At 63.4% G+C, this 17,708-nt stretch carries 15 protein-coding genes; 8 read left to right on the top strand and 7 right to left on the bottom strand.

All coding sequences use genetic code 11. The features are described 5' to 3' along the window. The first annotated feature begins 31 nt into the window (after nucleotides 1-31). Together QO014_RS05960 and QO014_RS05955 are read left to right on the top strand one after the other, a co-directional pair. Nucleotides 32-1,315 carry an MFS transporter gene (locus QO014_RS05960; protein ID WP_266347698.1) on the top strand — a complete coding sequence of 428 codons (1,284 nt, stop codon included), beginning with the start codon at nucleotides 32-34 and terminating at the stop codon, nucleotides 1,313-1,315. Nucleotides 1,316-1,536: 221 nt separating this feature from the next. Beyond that, nucleotides 1,537-3,636: a hypothetical protein gene (locus QO014_RS05955; RefSeq protein ID WP_266347697.1), complete on the top strand. Its 2,100-nt coding sequence runs from the start codon at nucleotides 1,537-1,539 to the stop codon at nucleotides 3,634-3,636. A gap of 54 nt (nucleotides 3,637-3,690) precedes the next feature. Here QO014_RS05955 and QO014_RS05950 read toward each other — a convergent pair whose 3' ends face one another. Beyond that, complete coding sequence (locus QO014_RS05950) at nucleotides 3,691-4,878, bottom strand: glycosyltransferase family 2 protein (RefSeq protein WP_266347696.1); 1,188 nt, start codon at nucleotides 4,876-4,878, stop codon at nucleotides 3,691-3,693. A gap of 309 nt (nucleotides 4,879-5,187) precedes the next feature. Between QO014_RS05950 and QO014_RS05945 the strand changes: the two genes are divergently transcribed. From QO014_RS05945 to QO014_RS05930, 4 genes are all read left to right on the top strand, one after another. Beyond that, a complete protein-coding gene (locus tag QO014_RS05945; RefSeq protein WP_307257633.1) occupies nucleotides 5,188-5,403 on the top strand; it encodes an Ada metal-binding domain-containing protein in 216 nt (71 codons plus the stop codon). Further along, nucleotides 5,400-6,296, top strand: coding sequence for a DNA-3-methyladenine glycosylase 2 (locus tag QO014_RS05940; protein ID WP_266347695.1), 897 nt, complete (start codon nucleotides 5,400-5,402; stop codon nucleotides 6,294-6,296). Before QO014_RS05945 ends, QO014_RS05940 begins: the two co-directional genes overlap by 4 nt. A 146-nt stretch (nucleotides 6,297-6,442) precedes the next feature. Further along, on the top strand, nucleotides 6,443-7,828 hold the full coding sequence (locus tag QO014_RS05935; RefSeq protein WP_266347694.1) for a class II 3-deoxy-7-phosphoheptulonate synthase: 1,386 nt from the start codon (nucleotides 6,443-6,445) through the stop codon (nucleotides 7,826-7,828). Nucleotides 7,829-7,831: 3 nt separating this feature from the next. Then, on the top strand, nucleotides 7,832-8,236 hold the full coding sequence (locus QO014_RS05930) for a GFA family protein (protein WP_266347693.1): 405 nt from the start codon (nucleotides 7,832-7,834) through the stop codon (nucleotides 8,234-8,236). Nucleotides 8,237-8,250: 14 nt separating this feature from the next. Here the strand turns inward: QO014_RS05930 and QO014_RS05925 are convergent, their stop codons facing one another. From QO014_RS05925 to QO014_RS05910, 4 genes are all read right to left on the bottom strand, one after another. Next, nucleotides 8,251-9,057 (bottom strand): aminoglycoside phosphotransferase family protein, encoded by an 807-nt coding sequence (locus tag QO014_RS05925; RefSeq protein WP_266347692.1) that lies wholly within the window; start codon nucleotides 9,055-9,057, stop codon nucleotides 8,251-8,253. A 16-nt stretch (nucleotides 9,058-9,073) separates the two neighbouring features. Then, nucleotides 9,074-9,214 (bottom strand): hypothetical protein, encoded by a 141-nt coding sequence (locus QO014_RS05920; protein WP_266347691.1) that lies wholly within the window; start codon nucleotides 9,212-9,214, stop codon nucleotides 9,074-9,076. Nucleotides 9,215-9,274: 60 nt separating this feature from the next. Next, nucleotides 9,275-11,389: a calcium-binding protein gene (locus QO014_RS05915; RefSeq protein WP_266347690.1), complete on the bottom strand. Its 2,115-nt coding sequence runs from the start codon at nucleotides 11,387-11,389 to the stop codon at nucleotides 9,275-9,277. 128 nt (nucleotides 11,390-11,517) lie between these two features. Beyond that, nucleotides 11,518-12,795, bottom strand: coding sequence for an MFS transporter (locus QO014_RS05910; protein ID WP_266347689.1), 1,278 nt, complete (start codon nucleotides 12,793-12,795; stop codon nucleotides 11,518-11,520). Between the two features lie 78 nt (nucleotides 12,796-12,873). On the opposite strand from QO014_RS05910, the gene QO014_RS05905 reads away from it, so the two are divergent. Further along, entirely contained in the window at nucleotides 12,874-13,473 is a 600-nt protein-coding gene (locus QO014_RS05905) for a TetR/AcrR family transcriptional regulator (RefSeq protein WP_266347688.1), read from the top strand. Between the two features lie 121 nt (nucleotides 13,474-13,594). After that, a complete protein-coding gene (locus QO014_RS05900; RefSeq protein WP_266347687.1) occupies nucleotides 13,595-14,389 on the top strand; it encodes a DODA-type extradiol aromatic ring-opening family dioxygenase in 795 nt (264 codons plus the stop codon). 29 nt (nucleotides 14,390-14,418) lie between these two features. Here the strand turns inward: QO014_RS05900 and ybaL are convergent, their stop codons facing one another. Continuing rightward, on the bottom strand, nucleotides 14,419-16,362 hold the full coding sequence (gene ybaL / locus QO014_RS05895; RefSeq protein WP_266347686.1) for a YbaL family putative K(+) efflux transporter: 1,944 nt from the start codon (nucleotides 16,360-16,362) through the stop codon (nucleotides 14,419-14,421). A 169-nt stretch (nucleotides 16,363-16,531) separates the two neighbouring features. Then, on the bottom strand, nucleotides 16,532-17,341 hold the full coding sequence (locus QO014_RS05890) for a L,D-transpeptidase (protein WP_266347685.1): 810 nt from the start codon (nucleotides 17,339-17,341) through the stop codon (nucleotides 16,532-16,534). Nucleotides 17,342-17,708: the final 367 nt, after the last annotated feature.

Here is a 17,708-nt window from a genome sequence, read left to right as displayed (position 1 = left end):
GGCGTCATCCGACCGGCCCAGAGTTCAGATCATGTCCGCTATTGCTGCTCCCCGTCATCGCCTGCTCGCCGGCGACGACTACAAGACACTCGGCCTTTCCGCCCTCGGTGGCGCGCTCGAGTTCTACGATTTCATCATCTTCGTCTATTTCGTCGCTCCGATCGGACATTTGTTCTTCCCACCGGAAATCCCGGTCTGGGTGCAGCAATTGCAGGTTTTCGGCATTTTCGCCGCCGGCTATCTGGCGCGCCCGATCGGCGGCATCGTGCTCGCCCATTTTGGCGACAAGCTGGGCCGCAAGCGCATGTTCGCGCTCTCCATCTTCCTGATGGCGCTGTCGACACTCGGCATAGCGGCACTCCCGACCTATGCGACGATCGGCATTGCCGCCCCCGTGCTGCTGCTGGTCATGCGCCTGCTCCAGGGCGCGGCGATCGGTGGCGAGGTGCCCGGCGCATGGACCTTCGTCGCCGAGCATGTGCCTGAGAACCGCATCGGCTTCGCCTGCGGCATCCTGACCTCGGGCCTGACGGCCGGCATCCTGCTCGGCTCGCTCGTCGCCACCGGGCTCAACTGGCTCTATACGCCTGACGATATCCTCGCCTATGCATGGCGCTTCCCGTTCCTGCTCGGCGGCATATTCGGCCTCGTGGCGGTCTATCTGCGCCAATGGCTGCAGGAAACGCCGATCTTCAAGGAAATGCAGCAGCGCCAGGCGCTCGCCTCGGAACTGCCGCTGAAGACCGTCATCCGCGATCACAGGAGCGCGACGGTCATCTCGATGCTTCTGACCTGGCTGCTCTCGGCCGGCATCGTCGTGACCATCCTGATGACGCCGACCCTGCTGCAGACGCTCTATCAGATCCCGCCGAAGCAGGCGCTGGCCGGCAATTCGATCGCGACTTTGTTCCTGTCGTTCGGCTGCATTCTCTCCGGCTACCTGGTCGACAAGGTCGGGCCCGGCCGCTTCCTGACCTTCGGCAGCCTCTTCCTCGGTGCCTCGACCTATCTCTTCTACAATCTGATCCGCACCGACGCGTCGCTGCTTTTCCCGCTCTATGCGCTGGCCGGCTTCTCGGTCGGCGTCATCGGCGCGGTGCCCTATGTGCTCGTCAAAGCGTTCCCGCCGGCGGTGCGCTTCACCGGCGTCTCCTTCGCCTACAACATCGCCTACGCGATCTTCGGCGGCCTGACCCCGCTCCTGGTATCGCTGGCGCTCAAGGTCGACCCGATGGCGCACGCGCACTATCTCGCCGCTCTCTGCGTGATGGGCGTCGGCGTCGGCCTCTGGCTTTCGGCGAGGAAGTTCGCCTGAGCGAGGCGGCTTTGCTTGCTCGACGATGCGGCCTGAACATGGGCCTTGAACCCAGGCCTGCTTGGGAGACAGGACCATTGACATCGTTGTGGCTACATTCTTGCCGCCACGCCTGGCTTGTGGTGCTTCATAGCGGCCAGTCGGAACATGTTTGCTCCGACTTCCGATGCATTCGACTGGTTGTTATCATTGTTGGGCGATGGCAAAGGGATAGATAGACGGTGCTGAATATCGACGACGGATCGCGCGCGCGTGCAACAGCCGTTCACATTTTGATCTTCGTCGTCGGCATCGCGCTCAAGCTTTTCCTGGCGGCCTATCTGCCCCTTATCATTCTGCCTTTCGCGATCCATGACGACGCGTTGTTTCTGCGCCTTGGATTGAATATCGCAAATGGCAATTGGCTTGGCCCTTACAACGAGCTCACGCTTGCCAAGGGCCCTGGGTATCCTCTGTTCCTCGCGCTCAGTCACCTGAGTGGGATGCCCTTGCCACTGACGATAGCGCTATTCCAGCTTTTCGCCATCGCCGCCGCCTGCTGGGCTGTGCTCAGATTAACGAGATCGATGAACGTCGCCTGCGCGCTCTTCGTTGTCCTGATCATCAATCCGGTTGCATATCTGTCTGATTTTTCGAGAATTCTTCGTGACCAGATCTATTGGTCGCAGTCGGTCGCAGTATTCTCGATTTTCGCAGTCCTGTTCCTCGCGCCGCCGAGCCGGACCCTGCACGCATTGTTGCTTGGCGTTGTCGCGGGTCTCCTGCTTGGCTGGACTTGGCTCTCACGTGAAGAGGGGATCTGGTTCGCACCGGGCCTTTTGCTGCTCTTCCTCGGTGCAGCGGTGCTTTATCGCCCGTCGAACTGGAGCTTAGGGGGGCCGTTCAGCACTACACCCAAGGCTAGATCGAACCAAACCCGAGAATTCGGACCGGGGGCTCGGCGAAGCATCTTGATGGGCGCTGCGGCGGCCGTTCTGTCGTTTGGGTTGGTTCACGTGCTGTTCATGACTGCAAACGCCATCGCCTATCACAGTTTCATCGGCGTTGATTTCAAGGAACGAAGGTTCGAAGAGGCGCTGGGTATCTTGCAGTCGGTCGAAGAGGGCCCGCGGATTCCTCTGGTGCCTGTCTCACTGCAGGCGCGGAGGAAGATTGCCGCGGTTGTTCCATCTTATCGGACCGTTGAAGAGTTGCTCGCTCCAGGCGGTGTCTTAAATGGCTGGGAGAGGCTGGGCTGCACCTACTTTCCTCACACTTGCGGGGAGATAACGGGCGGCTATTACATGTGGGCGCTACGCCAGGCCGTCGCGTGGTCCGGACACTACGGCTCACCGTCCGATGCCTCGCTAGCTTTTGCTGAGTTGGGCGCCGAGCTAAAGCAGGCTTGCGCGGATGGCCGTCTTTCATGCCGCAAGGATGGCATCGGGTATCTTCCACCTATGTCGGACGAACAGTGGAAGGTCGGTCTGCCGGCGTCGATCCTGGCCGCAGTGCAAACCGTCAGTTTCGTTCAAGCGCCGGGTGACGTTGCTTCGCCGGCCTCGATCTCCCCCGATAATGACGTCGACGACTTCTATCGATTTTGGGGGTTCCTGAACTACCCCATCACCCCGGCTCCCTTTGGGCCGGATGGGCCAAAAGTCGATCGACGCGTCAAGTTGAGTGGGTGGTTCTTCGATACAAGTGGCTCAGACTGGCCGGTATGGGCTGCACTTTCGCAGGCCGGCAGGGTAATTCCGGTAGCTGTCGAGCGTCAGGACAGCCCCGACCTCATCGCTCATTTCGGTCCCGCGGCGTCGCGCAGCCGTTTTGCGATGTCATTTGACTGTCCTGATGTTTGCACTCTGTTCGCGGTCAGGCCGGGGCTGGAGAGCCTTGCAATGAAGCTTGAACGGAGGGCCGGAGCTCGCAGCGTTCAGGCCGGATCAGCAATTTGGCTGGTCGACAATGTCGATCAGCCCGAGCCGATTTTTCTTCGTCATGATTCCACCACCGGTTGGCCGTTCTCAGCCGCGATCGAGATCAGAACGATGCTGTCAAATTTCGGCATGATGACAGTGCCTGTGCTTTTGGGGGCTGGGTTCCTGGCATTCTTGTTGTCCTGGCTAACCGGACGGTGGTCACCGGTCCTCATTTTTGCGACGGCGGGCTGGGCGCTGGTCGCAGGCCGAATTGTCATTCTGGCGCTGATCGACGTTAGTTCGTTTCCAGCTGCAAGAGCCTATACCTACTGCGCTCCTGCCTCCTATATCGCGTTGATAACCGCCGTAGTGTCCATCTGGTGCCTTTTGTGGCCTCCGGTGCCGACCCGCCCAGCGTAGAGCCCGCCGTAAACGATGGGCTTACGCGTCAGGCGCGTCAGGCATCGTCCGATGTCAGCGCGTCGGAATTTCAATGATGGCCGAGAGGAATGCCGTGAACGCCAGTTGCAGGCCGATCGCCATAGACGTCACTGAAAGAAGCAGAACGCGCAGGAGCGAGGCATAGACAAGTGGGCCAAAGCTGACAGACGCCCATTGTGCCACACACCAGCCTGTTCCACCCGCGCCCAACACGAACAGAATGCCGCCACCGATCAGAACGCGTTCGAGCGTTAGCCAGTCCAGTAGCCGGGAGTGACGTCCCGAAATCGGGATGAGTTTGTTCTTGTCGGCAAAACGGTGCGCGAGGGCGGCAAAGCTCAGGGCCTGAATGCCGATCAGCACAGAGAAACACGCGACGATAAAGGTGTGAACGTCGAAACTGACGTCATCAATGCGCAGCGTGCCGGGCAGGAGCGCGAAAGCTGCGACGAGGCCAAAGACCAGCAGGAACAGGCCTGGATAGATGAAGAGCCACTTCGGGCTGTACATCAGCAGGAATGTGAGGTGGCGCCAGCCATCGCGCCATGTGCGCAAATGGGGAGGGCGTGATCGCCCGTCCTTCTTCAGCGTGGTCGGCACCTCGGCTATTTCGTAGCCTTCGAGAGAGGCGCGGACCAGCATCTCGCTGGCGAATTCCATGCCCGTTGTGCGCAGTTCCAGATCTCGGATCTTCTCTCGATTGAAGCCGCGCAGGCCGCAGTGAAAGTCGCCGACCTTGATCTTGAAGAACAGTCGGCCGATCCAACTCAGGACCGGGTTCCCCAAATAGCGATGCAAAAACGGCATAGCTCCAGGAGCGATACCCCCTTGGAAGCGGTTTCCCATGACGATATCCGCGCCGGATCTCAACCGTTCGACAAAGGGCATCAAGCTGCTGAAGTCATAAGAATCGTCTGCGTCACCCATAATGACAAAGGTGCCGCTTGCGCTGCTTATGCCGCCGCGCAAGGCCGCTCCATAGCCTTTCGTTGCAACGGGAATCACGCGTGCTCCTTCCGCCTCGGCGATTGCACGGGAGCCATCTGTCGAGCCATTATCGGCGATCAGCACTTCTCCGGCTATCCCGGTCTGGACCAGAAACGCTTTGGCTTTGCGGATGCAGATCGCAAGAGTTTCTGCCTCGTTCAAGCACGGCATCAGGATCGTTAGTTCAATATTCACGTTCTGCTCCAAACCATTCAAGCCGCTTGATGATTTCACTTGAAGGCAACTCCCACGGGCGATGTCGTATAGGATGTCGCCTGAGAGTCCAAGCAGTTCTCGCGTCGAATGTGTGGTTGACGAAGGTGGAACTCGAACGGTCGACTGTCGTGCCAATGCTCGTGTCTTCGTTGGCGCGGCTGTTTGCTCTTTGAAATCGGCATGTCGCTGCACTCCACCGTCAGCGTGACCGCGCAGGCAGACTGAACGTGGCACTCGACGTGTTGAACATGGACAGGCGCGGCGGGCGAAATCGGCTGTGCAGGAAACGGGTGGCCCAAGCGCGCCTGCGGGATGAGAATGGCGCCCATGAGCACGATTGAACCTGTTCCCGCCGGCCATGCCTTCTACGGTGTCGTGACAACCGGCATCTATTGTCGGCCGGCCTGTCCGTCGCGGCCGCCTTTGCCAAAGAACACGCGCTTCTTCGTCACGGCGGCGGATGCCGAGGCGGCTGGCCTGCGCGCCTGCAAGCGGTGCCGGCCTGATGCGCCGGCGATGTCGGATGCGGCGCGGTCGGCATGAGCGGCGTCGAGTTTACGCTCGCGCTTCCGCCCGGATACAGAGCGGGCCCCATCCTCGCCTATCATGGGCGGGACGCGCTCAGCGTCAGCGAGCGAGTGACCGGCGCCACCATCGCCAAGCCGGTATGGCTCGAAGGCGGTCCGCGCCTCGTCGAGGTCGACCTTGGGCAGGCCGAGGATTCGTCTCTTTCCCGTGCGCGCTACCGTATCGAAGGGCCCGTTTCCGAAGCCGGGCGGCAGACGCTGGAGCGCATCGTCGCGCGCATGCTCGGTCTCAAGAGCGATCCGCTCGCCTTTGAGGCGATGTCGGGCGCGGCGCGGCTGATCGGCGGCCGATCGGGCCTGCGCATTCCGCTGACCGCCAATAGCTGGGAGGCGGTCTGCTGGGCGGTGATCGGGCAGCAGATCAATCTCTCCTTCGCCGCCGCGCTGCGCCGTGCCCTGATCGAACATCTCGGACCGGTCGTGGGCGCGAGCGGGCTGCGCGCTCATCCGGGCCCGGCCGAGGTTGCGGCGCTCGATCCGGCCGTGCTGACGGCGATGCGGTTCTCGCGATCCAAGGCGAGCTATCTGGTCGGAATGGCCGGGCTGATCGCAGCCGGAGACCTGTTGCTCGACCATCTCGCCACAGCAAGCCCGGTGGAGGCCGAAGCCGCGCTCTGTGCCATTCGCGGCGTCGGCCCCTGGACGGCGCGCTACATCATGCTGCGCGGGCTCGGCCTGCCCGATGTCGCGCCGATCGGCGATTCCGGTCTTGCGACCGCGCTGCAACGCCTGCTCGCGCTCCCCGATCGGCCAGACGCCAAGCAGCAGGAGATCGCGATGCGTCCGTTCGCGCCGCATCGCAGCCTCGCGACGGCCCATCTCTGGGCGAGCCTCGCCGATCCGGCCTGAGGGGCGCGACCACGCCAGCGGGCCGTTTCAGGTGGCGTCGGCATGTCCGCGCGTGTATAAGGCGCCACCTTTTCGAAGCCCGCAAAGGCTCTGGCAGCTGTTGATCTGCAAGGCCTGAAGACAGGGCAGGGTGTGGAGTGACGGCCATGACGACGACCTGGAAGCCTGACAGCTGGCGCGCAATGCCGATCCAGCAGGTGCCGGATTATGCCGATCCTGCCGCGCTGGCGGCAGTCGAGGCACGGCTTTCCAGCTATCCACCGCTCGTTTTCGCCGGCGAAGCGCGCAAGCTCAAGAAGGGCCTTGCCGCCGTGTCTCGTGGCGAGAGCTTCCTGCTGCAGGGCGGCGATTGCGCCGAGAGCTTCGCCGAGCATCATCCCGACAATATCCGCGATTTCTTCCGCGTCTTCCTGCAGATGGCTGTCGTGCTGACCTTCGCTGGCCAGATGCCCGTGGTGAAGGTCGGCCGTATTGCCGGCCAGTTCGCGAAGCCCCGTTCGGCGCCGCTGGAGGCGATGAACGGCATCGAACTGCCGAGCTATCGCGGTGACATCATCAACGGCATCGAATTCACGCCGGAATCGCGCAATCCCGACCCGCGCCGGATCGAGGATTCCTATCGCCAGTCCGCCGCGACGCTCAACCTGCTGCGCGCCTTCGCGCAGGGCGGCTACGCCAATCTCGAGCATGTCCACCAGTGGATGCTCGGCTTCGTCAAGGACAGCCCGCAGGGCCACCATTACCAGGAGATCGCGGATCGCATCTCCGAGGCGATGGCCTTCATGCGCGCCTGCGGCATCGATCCGGACACGGCGCCCTCGCTGCGCTCGACCGATTTCTTCACCTCGCACGAGGCGCTGCTGCTCGGCTACGAACAGGCGATGACGCGCGTCGATTCCACCTCCGGCGACTGGTATGCGACGTCCGGCCATATGCTCTGGATCGGCGATCGCACGCGCCAGCCCGATCATGCCCATGTCGAATATATGCGCGGCGTGAAGAACCCGATCGGCCTCAAATGCGGTCCGTCGCTCTCGGCCGACGGCCTGCTGAAGCTCATCGACATCCTCAATCCCGAGAACGAGGCCGGCCGGCTGACGCTGATCTGCCGCTTCGGTGCCAACAAGGTGTTCGATCACCTGCCGCAGCTGATCCGCGCCGTCGAGCGGGAAGGACGCTCCGTCGTCTGGTCGTGCGATCCGATGCACGGCAACACCATCAAGGCGATCACCGGCTACAAGACGCGGCCCTTCGAGCTGATCCTGAAGGAAGTGAAGAGCTTCTTCGAGGTGCATGCGGCCGAGGGCACCTATCCGGGCGGCATCCACATCGAGATGACCGGCAAGAACGTGACGGAATGCACCGGCGGCGCGCGGGCGATCACCGACGAGGATCTGTCGGATCGCTACCACACCCATTGCGATCCGCGCCTCAATGCCGATCAGGCGCTGGAACTCGCCTTCCTGGTGGCCGAGCTGCTCAAGGCGAGCCGGCATGGCGAGACGCGGAAGATCGCCGTCGCGGGAATCTGAACGATGGCGAACCCGTCGACGCATACGGGTTCATGTCTTTGCGGGGCCGTGACCTATGCGGTCGCGGTCGAGCTCGAGCCGATCGTCATCTGCCATTGCACTATGTGCAGGCGCCAAACGGGCCATTTTCTCGCCACGACCAACGCGGCCGCAGCGGACCTCGCGCTTTCCGGCGCCGAACACGTGCGCTGGTACCAATCGTCGGAACAGGCCGAGCGCGGCTTCTGCGGCACATGCGGCTCCGTCCTGTTCTGGCGGCGGCGCAATGGCAGCGACCGCGTGGCGATCGCCATGGGCGGCTTCGACCTGCCGACCGGCGCCACCATCGGACGCCACATCTTCGTCGCCGAGAAAGGCGACTATTATGAAGTCGAAGCCGACGCCCCGCAGTTCGAGGGCGACGACTGAGGTCGCAGTTCCGTCTAGCCAACCTCTCCGACCAGCGGCTCCAGCATTTCGGCGGCTTCGATGGCGAGCCGAGGGTTGATCCCGTCCTCAATGCACCAGGCCGCGGAGAGGCCGGCATGGGCAAAGGCGAAGCCGAGGATGCGTGGCCGCTCAATGCCGAGCGCATCGGATACGGTGTTCGCGAGGCGCAGGGCGCGAGCGGGGTCGAGAACGAGCCGATCCACGTCGACGGGATTGAGAAACAGGTTGGCAACGTCATAGGCGCGCTCGCCGGAGACGCCCTTTGGATCGATGGCGACCCAGCCGCGTGGACTGTCGAGCACGTTCTGGTGGTGCAGGTCGCCGTGCAGGACACCCACCGAGCGCGGCGCGGCGAGAAGGCGCCGTGCCATCGCCGCGCATCGGGGCAATACCGGATGGGAGGCGCCTGTCTCGAACAGGGCACGAAATCGGCGCGTCAGGTCGGGCAGGGCGGGCGGCGGCGTGGCGCGGGGCGCATGGAGCTGCATCGCGACCGCCGCGATGATGCGGATTGCGCCCTGATCGTCGCCGGAGATCGCCATCTCTGTGAGCGAGCGCGTTCCGATGGCCCGCTCCATCAGCACCGCATCGTCTTTCGCTGCAATGAGACGCACCGCGCCGGCGCCCCCAAACCAGCCGAGGGCCGCTATGCCGGGGCCCTCATCGCTCGAAGGCTTGAGCAGCTTGAGCATGGCGGGGTTGCCGGCATGAAGGACCGGCAGCAGGTGGCTCGTCGCCGTCTCGATCGGCGCACCGTCGGCTGTGAGCCGCCAGCGCGTCAGGTAGGGCGAGAAGATCAAGGAGCCTGTCTCCCTTTCAGGCGGCGCCAACGGCGACGGCCTGCTGGCGCGGCCGCTTGATCAGCAAAGCGATAGCGGCGGCGATCAGGCCGGTCGAGCCGGCGATGATGAAGGCGTCGAAATAGTTTCCCTGCACCGTGCGTATAGAGCCACCCAAGAAGGCAGCGCAGGCCGCGCGGCACCTGACCTCATTAAACCAGACGGGCTTGGGTCGCCGCTAGCTGAGCAGCCAATCCGAGCTGGAATCGGCTTGGGGGATCGCCTGGGCGACGCCGTCGACAAAAACGGTGAGGCTCTCGAAACCCGTGACCGTCAGCCCGAACGAGTGGCTGAAGGTATAGGTCTCGCTCGACGACGAGTTGTCGATCAGGGCCTGATAGGCTGCTAGGTCCTGCCGGACGTTGCCGTCAGCGTACTGATCGGCCGTGAGATAGAGATAGAGCGAATCTGTCCCGTTGCCGCCATCGGCATAGGACAGCTCACCGTTGACCCTGACAATATCATTGCCGTCGCCACCATAGATCGCGTCGTTGCCGCCACCGCCGGTCAGGTCGTCATTGCCGGCGCCGCCCTTGATCAGGTCATCGCCCAAACCGCCATTGATGATGTCATCGCCGCGGCCACCATCAATGCTGTCGGCAAAGGCGCCGCCGGTGATGATGTCGACGCCATTGCTGCCGACATAGTTCAGCCGCTCGATGCCGGTGATCGTCGTGCCGTCGCCGAGATTCTGGACGGAGGCGATCTTTTCAGGCGTCGAAAGGTCGAGCGTCATCGCGACAGAAAGATCGTTGCGCGCGATCCAGACCCAGTCGATGCCGTTGCCGCCATCGATCTGGTCGGGACCGCTCTTCAACCATGACTTGATGATGTCGTCGCCGTCGCCGCCCGAAAGAATATCGGCATCCAGCCCGCCATCGATGAAATCGATGCCCGGCCCGCCATCGATGACGTCATTACCGGCGCCGCCGGTAATGTTGTCGTTGCCGGCACCGCCGAGCAGAATATTGGCCCCGTCATTGCCGACGATGATATCGGCCCCCCGCGTGCCGGTGACGTTCTCGATCCCCGCATAGTCGAAATTGATGTTCTGGGCGGTATCGGTGAAGTTCCCGGAATCGGCCAGCGTGAAGCGGATGCTGCCGGCGATATTCGAGAAGTCGAGCGTGTCGGAGCCGGTGCCGCCATCGAGCACGTCGTGCGATCCGGCTCCCGCCGTGACGACGAGGACATCGTTACCGGCCCCGCCCTTCAGAACGTTGGAACCGCTATTCCCTGTGAGGATATCATCGCTGCTCGTGCCGGTGACGTTCTCTATGCCCGAATAGTCGAAGCTGATGTTCTGGCTCTCATCCACGAAAGTGCCGGAACTTGCGAGTGCGAAAGTGACGCCACCGGTGATCGCGGAGAAGTCCAGCGTATCGCTGCCCGCGCCCCCACTGATGACGTCATGCGATCCAGCCCCGGCGCTGACGAAAATCCAGTCATCGCCGTCATCGCCACTCAGCACGTCGCTGCCGTCGCCGCCGTGCAATTCGTCATTGCCGTCGCCGCCGTAGATCACGGCGGCCAAAGTTCCGGCCGTGACGACGTCATTGCCGCTGCCGCCATGAAATTCGAGACGCTCGATACCGGTCACCGTGCTGCCGTCGGCGAGGGTCTGCACCACGGCCGGATCGATAGCCATGGAGAGCGTAATGCCGATGTTCGATCCGGTCCGGTCGAACACGAGAAGGTCGATGCCGGTGCCGCCATCGATCTTGTCGACCGCATCCGGCCCCGAATAGATCGTGTCGTTGCCCGAATAGCCAATCAGCGTGTTGTGGCCGCTGCCGCCATAGATGACGTCGTCGCCAGAGCCGCCATCGATATAGTCGTTACCGTCATTGCCGATCAGTGTGTCGTTGCCGTGCCAGCCATAAAGCGTATCGTCGAGCGCCCCGCCAACGAAACAGTCGTCGCCATAGCCGCCGGTGACGTTGAGCTGTTCAATGTTGACGATGAGTGTGCCGTCGCCGAGGTCTTGAACTGTCGCGATCTTGTCGGCCGTCGATATATCGATCTGTTCGTTGATATAGACATAGCTGCGCTTCAGCCACAGCTGGTCTATACCATCGCCGCCATCGATATAGTCAGGCCCTTCGAAGCGCCATGACTTGATGATGTCATTGCCGTCATCGCCATAAAGCTGGTCTGCTCCGGGGCCGCCATCAATGATATCATTGCCCGCGCCGCCATGAATGATGTCATCACCTTCGAGGCCGTTGATGATATCGGTACCGGAGGTCCCCGTCAGGGTATCGTTTCCGCTGGTTCCCGTTATAGTCGCCATGTCCGCCTCGACCGTTGGCTAGTTGAGCAATCTAGCGCCGTGCTGCGTCGCAGCAACTTTGTCTGCTATGCAGCACGGAGCGGAATCCGTCAACATTCCGTAGCGTCGGATACCTCCGAAAGTCGCGATCACGCTACGGCAGGTTCGGCCGCGCGCTTCTGGCGACCGATCATCAGCGCGAGGACGGCGGCGATCAGGCCGGTCGAGCCGGCGATGATGAAAGCGTCGAAATAGTTTCCCTGCACCGTGCGCATATAGCCACCCAGGAACGCGGCGCAGGCCGCGCCGAGCTGGTGGCCGGCCGCGATCCAGCCGAAGACGATCGGTGCCCTGCGATCGCCGAAGGCCTCGTTGGCGAGCTTCACGGTCGGCGGAACGGTGGCGATCCAGTCGAGGCCGTAGAGCACGACGAAGAAGGAGAGGCTGTAGAACGAGAAATCGGTGAAGGGCAGGTAGATCAGCGAGAGTCCGCGGAAGGCATAATAGATGAATAGCAGCTTGCGGGGATCGAAGCGGTCGGTGAGCCAGCCCGAGCCGGTCGTTCCGATCAGGTCGAACAGGCCCATCATGGCGAGCATGCTGGCGGCCTGAACCTCGGGAATGCCCATGTCGCCACAGAAGGCGATCATGTGGGTGCCGATCAGGCCATTGGTCGTGAAGCCGCAAATGAAGAAGGTGGCGAAGAGATACCAGAAGACCTTGGTCTTCGAGGCTTCGACCAGCGCATTGATGGCATTGGCGAAGGCGTTGCCCTGCGGCGCAGCTGCTGCCGGCGGGGCGTCCGGATCGGCGCCATAGGGCACGAGGCCGGCATCCTCCGGCCGCTCGGGAATGAGGAAATAGGCCAGCGGCACGAGGGCGGCCATGATGATCGACAGCGTGATCACCACGGCCTGCCAGCCGCCCCAGGTGGCGAGCGCCGCCAGACCCGGAAGAAAGATCAGCGTACCGGTGGCGGTGCTCGCCGTCAGCAGGCCCATCATCAGGCCGCGATTGGTCACGAACCAGCGGTTGACGATCGTGGCGCCGAGGACGAGCGCCACCGCGCCCGAGCCGACGCCCGACAGCACGCCCCAGGTGGCGATGAATTGCCAGGGCGTGGTCATGAAGGCGCTGAGCCCGGTCGAAACGCACATCAGCAGAAGCGCACAGATGAGCGTGCGGCGAACGCCGAAGGTCTGCATGAGGGCTGCGGCGAACGGGCCGGTCAGCCCGTAGAGGAAGATGCCGATTGCCGCCGCCAGCGAGATCGTGCTGCGGTCCCAGCCAAACGCACCTTCGAGCGGCAGCATCAGGACGCCAGGCGTTGCACGGGAACCTGCCGAGGCCAGAAGGGCCACGAAAATGACGCCGGCGACAACAAAGGCGTATTTCTGGCCAAATGGCCGCTTGACGACTGACTTCATGGCGAAGACCGTTCCATTTGATGATGCGCTATGATACGTACCGGTCTGTTACATCGTCAAGATGGATTTCGGAAGGCCATGTCGGGCAAGTCGGAGATTGACGCGGGGGCTGTTGCGCCGTCGCCACGTGCAGCGGACCGGATCAAGGCGACGGCGCGAGACCTGTTCTATCGTCTGGGCATCCGGGCGGTGGGCGTGGACGAGATCGTCGCGCGCGCTGGTGTCACCAAGCCGACGCTCTATCGCAGCTTCGGCTCCAAGGATGAACTCGCCGCTGCCTATATGCGGGATTACGAGGCCGAATTCTGGGTGCGCTTCGATGCGGCGGTGGCGCTCCATCCAGGCGATCCGCGCGCACAGATCCGCGCCTTTCTCGAGCCGCTCGCCCTGCGCGCGACGCTGAACGGCTATCGCGGCTGCGGCATGACCAACGCCGCGGTCGAATATCCCGAGCCGGAGACGCCCGCGCGCCGCGTCGCGGAGGGGAACAAGCGCGAGCTGCGCCGGCGGCTGGTCGAGATGGCCCGCACCATGGGCGCCGCCGAACCGGAGGTCCTCGGCGATGGCCTCTTGCTGCTGATCGAGGGCGCCTATGTTTCCGGGCAGCTCTTCGGCGAGGGCGGGCCGGCGCGATCCGTCGCGATCGTCGCGGATCGGCTGATCGCCGCCAGCCTCTGAGCGACGCCCGGGCCGGCTTCCGGATTGGTCAATATGGCTGAACGCTGCGTGCTCGATCGTGCATCTTACGGCTACCGCAAGTCTGCACTACATCTGGAAGCAGCAAGCCAAGGAGGCTTTCATGTCTCTCCCAACCCTGTTTCTCTCGCATGGCTCGCCCATGCTCGCGCTCACCGACACGTCGGCGCACCGCTTCCTGCAGACGCTCGGCGCCAGCCTGCCGCGTCCGCGCGCGGTTCTGGTCGTCTCGGCCCATTTCGAGACCGATGAGCCGACGGTGGTCGCCGACCAGCACCCCGACATGATCTATGATTTCCGCGGCTTTCCGAAGCCGCTCTACGAGATCGTCTATCCGGCGCCCGGCGATGCCGTCATTGCGCAGGAGGTCTACGATCTGCTGAAGGCGGCCGGCCTGCCGGCCGATGTTGCGCCGAAGCGCGGCTTCGATCACGGAACCTGGGTGCCGCTCTCGCTGATCTGGCCGGATGCCAAGGTGCCGCTGGTGCAGCTTTCGATCCAGCCGCACCGCAATGCCGCCTATCATTATGCGCTCGGCCGAGCGCTCGAGGCGCTGCGCGCCGAGGGTGTGATGATCATCGGCACCGGGGCCGCCACCCATAATCTGGGGCTCTTCTTCCGCAACCCGGCCGGCCGACCGGACGTCGATGCGCCGGTGGTCGATTGGGCGAAGGAGTTTGCCGACTGGGTCGCCACCCGCGCCGCAGTGGGCGATGCGGAAAGCCTGATCGATTACCGCGCCCGCGCGCCGCATGCCGCCATGGCGCATCCGGAAGACGATCATTTCCTGCCGTTCTTCGTCGCGCTCGGCGCGGCGGGCAAGGACGCCAAGGGAACGCGCATCCATAATTCCTATGAATATGGCGCGCTTTCCATGGATATGTACCGCTTCGACTGATCGAAGCCGCTTTGGGCCGAGCGGACCTGTCAGGCCGGCTCGGTGCCCTTTTCGGGGCTCCCGCCGAGCGGTTCCGGCTCGCCGGCCTCGATGGTTTCCCTGGCTGCCTCCGGCATCTCGGACGGCGTCTCCGCTCCAGGGGCTTCGGCCGCACTGGTGACGTCGGTAGCCGCGATATCGTCCGATGCCGGCGGCTGGGCCTCTGTCGTGGGTCCAGGCTCTGATGCGGAGGTCGGGGCGCCCTCCGGCACCTGGTTGATGCAGGCGACCATGCCGAGCGCGATCTCGCGCTCGCCCATAATGGCGAGATTGGCGCCATAGCTCACCAGATGGGCGACCTCCGCCTCGGTGCGGCCGCGCGCAATGATCTCGATCAGCGGGTTGATCGCCCGGGCCTTGGAGACGATCTGGCCCGCCTCGAAGGCGTCCGGAATGGCGACCAGCAGGTGGCGTGCCGAAGTCGGGTTCGCCGCCGCGAGAACTTCGGCCTCGACGGCATTGCCGACGATGACCTCCGCGCCGGCCTCGCGGGCCTCCTTGGCGCGCTCGCCGCCATTCTCGATCACGAGATAGGCGCGGCCTTCCTCCTTGAGCTTCTCCGTCACGATGCGTCCGACGCGGCCGAAACCCACGACGATCGTGTGATCGGTCAGCGCCGTCGGCACAAGGGCCGGGGCGTCCTCGTGAACGGGCGCCTCGGCGGCGGGGGCCGGGGCGGGCGCCTCGGCGGGCGGCGCCACCGTCGGCGCGTCCTTCTTCTTCTCATCGCTCCGCTGCAGGATCAGCTTGGCGAAGGCGAAGGCGAGCGGGTTCAGGAGGATCGAAAGAATGGCGCCGGCGAGGATCAGATCGCGGCCGGTCTGGTTCAGCAGGCCGAGATCGACGCCGAGCGCTGCGAGGATGAACGAGAACTCGCCGATCTGCGCGAGGCTGGCGGAGATCGTCAGCGCCGTCGACTTCGCATAGCCGAAGGCGCGCACGATCAGGAACGCCGCGATCGACTTGCCGACCAGGATGATGGCGAGCGTGGCGACCAGCAGCAGCGGTTCGCGCAGCACGATGCTGGGATCGAACAGCATGCCGACCGAAACGAAGAACAGCACTGCGAAGGCGTCACGCAGCGGCAGCGTCTCCTCGGTGGCGCGCTGCGACAGCGGGGATTCGCTCAGGATCATGCCGGCGAAGAAGGCGCCGAGCGCAAAGGAAACGCCGAACAACGTTGCGGCGCCAAAGGCAACACCAAGCGCTATGGCCAGCACCGCCAGGCGGAACAATTCGCGTGAGCCGGTATGGGCGACATAGTGCAGGAGCCAGGGGATGACCCGCCGTCCGACGATCAGCATCAGCGCGACGAAGGCCACGACCTTGCCGATCGTGATGGCCAGAATGCCAATCAGACCATAGCCGCTGCGTGCGGCGAGGCCGGCGCCGGAGGCCTGTCCGCCGGTCAGGATCTCGGCCAGCGCCGGCAGCAGCACCAGTGCCAGCACCATGGCGAGGTCTTCGACGATGAGCCACCCGACGGCGATCCGGCCGCGATCCGTGTCGATCAGCCGCCGTTCCTGCAGCGAGCGGAGCAGCACCACGGTACTGGCGACCGACAGCGCCAGGCCGAAGACGACACTGCCGGCGATGGACCATCCTACCGCCCAGCCGAGGCCGACGCCGAGCAGCGTGGCCACCGCGATCTGCACGATGGCGCCGGGCACCGCGATCGCTTTGACGGACATCAGGTCCTTGAGCGAAAAGTGCAATCCGACGCCGAACATCAGCAGGATGACGCCGATCTCGGCGAGTTCATTGGCGAGGTTCTGGTCTGCGACGAATCCCGGCGTGAACGGTCCGGCCAGCACGCCGGCGAGGAGATATCCAACCAGCGGAGAAATGCGCAACCTGTGGGCGATGAGCCCCAGGATGAAGGCGAGAACGAGACCAATGACGATCGTCGCGATGAGCGGCGTGTAGTGCGGCACGTATCAGCTTTCGGTTCGGGTGGATCGAGGGCCCCTCGAAAGTGGAGGCAACGCCCCGACTGTTCAACCGCAAATCCCGGCTGCGCCGCGTCTTTTCCAGGCAGGGATACCCGAAAAGAAAAAGGCCCTCCGAAGAGGGCCTTGATCAATCGTTGGATGGGCGCGGCGATCAGCCGTTGGCGCCACCGGACGGCATCGTCGTATTGGACGATGTGCGCGGCACGACGGGGTCCGGGACCGCGCCGCCATGGCTCTGATAGACGGCGACCGGATCCGGCTCGACATTGCCGAGCACTGTCACCCGTGTGCCGATCGGAACGCGGCTGTAGAGGTCGATGATGTCCTGGTTGATCAGGCGGATACAACCCGAGGAGAGCGACTTGCCGATCGACCAGGGCTGCGTCGTGCCATGGATGCGATAGAGCGTGTCGACCTTGCCCTGGTAGAGATACATGGCGCGGGCGCCAAGCGGGTTGCCGGGGCCACCGGGCATGCCGTCGGGCCACTTCGCCGCTTCCGGGTCGCGGGCCATCATTTCCTTGGGCGGATGCCATTTCGGCCATTCACGCTTCGCCTGGATCGAGGCGTCACCCGACCATGCAAAGCCCTGGCGGCCGACGCCGACGCCGTAGCGGATGGCGGTCCCGTTCTCGAAGACGAGATAGAGGAAATGGTTCGGCGGATCGATGACGATTGTGCCGGGCTCGGCTTGCATTCCAGCCGGTATCGACACCACCTGACGCAGGAACTGCGGATCCATCTTGGAGACGTCGACCGCGGGAACCGGGAAGGGCTCCGTATCGATGGCGGCATACATCTGGGCAAAGCCCTGATCGATGAATGCGGGTTGGCTGGCCGCGGCGATGCCGGGCGCGGTGGTCTGGGAGGTCTGGCAGGCAGCGAGCAGGGCAGGCATGCCGATCACAAATGCACGACGGCTGAGCTTGCCAGTCGTCTTCAGAGGCTTCGGTTCGTTCAAAGCCTGTCCCTTTCAGCACGAAGTGGGGAAGAATTGAGAGAATACAATGACATCACCAGCGAGTCGGCCCAGAAGGCCAACTGATTCGCCGGGTCGCCACGGCGCTTGCTCCAATAAATGACATGCATCCTTACTGATTGCTTTCCACCGTCGCCGCAATGACAATTCCGCCACAGGACAGATCAATCATCGAGGCTGCAAACGTCTCATTCTTCGATCATGTCTCTCTGCGGCCGAGATTGGCCGAAACCAAGGCACGCAAAGACTTTTTGGCTCATGTTGCATTCAAGCATCGTGACTGTTGCTCAAATGTCACGAGATCACTGCCGTCGGGCTTCTGCCACATGCCGTGAATCGGCTATCAGGA

Origin of the sequence: Kaistia dalseonensis, assembly GCF_030814715.1 — a bacterium.
Lineage (GTDB): Bacteria > Pseudomonadota > Alphaproteobacteria > Rhizobiales > Kaistiaceae > Kaistia > Kaistia dalseonensis.
This window is presented reverse-complemented; position numbering and strand designations above follow the sequence as displayed.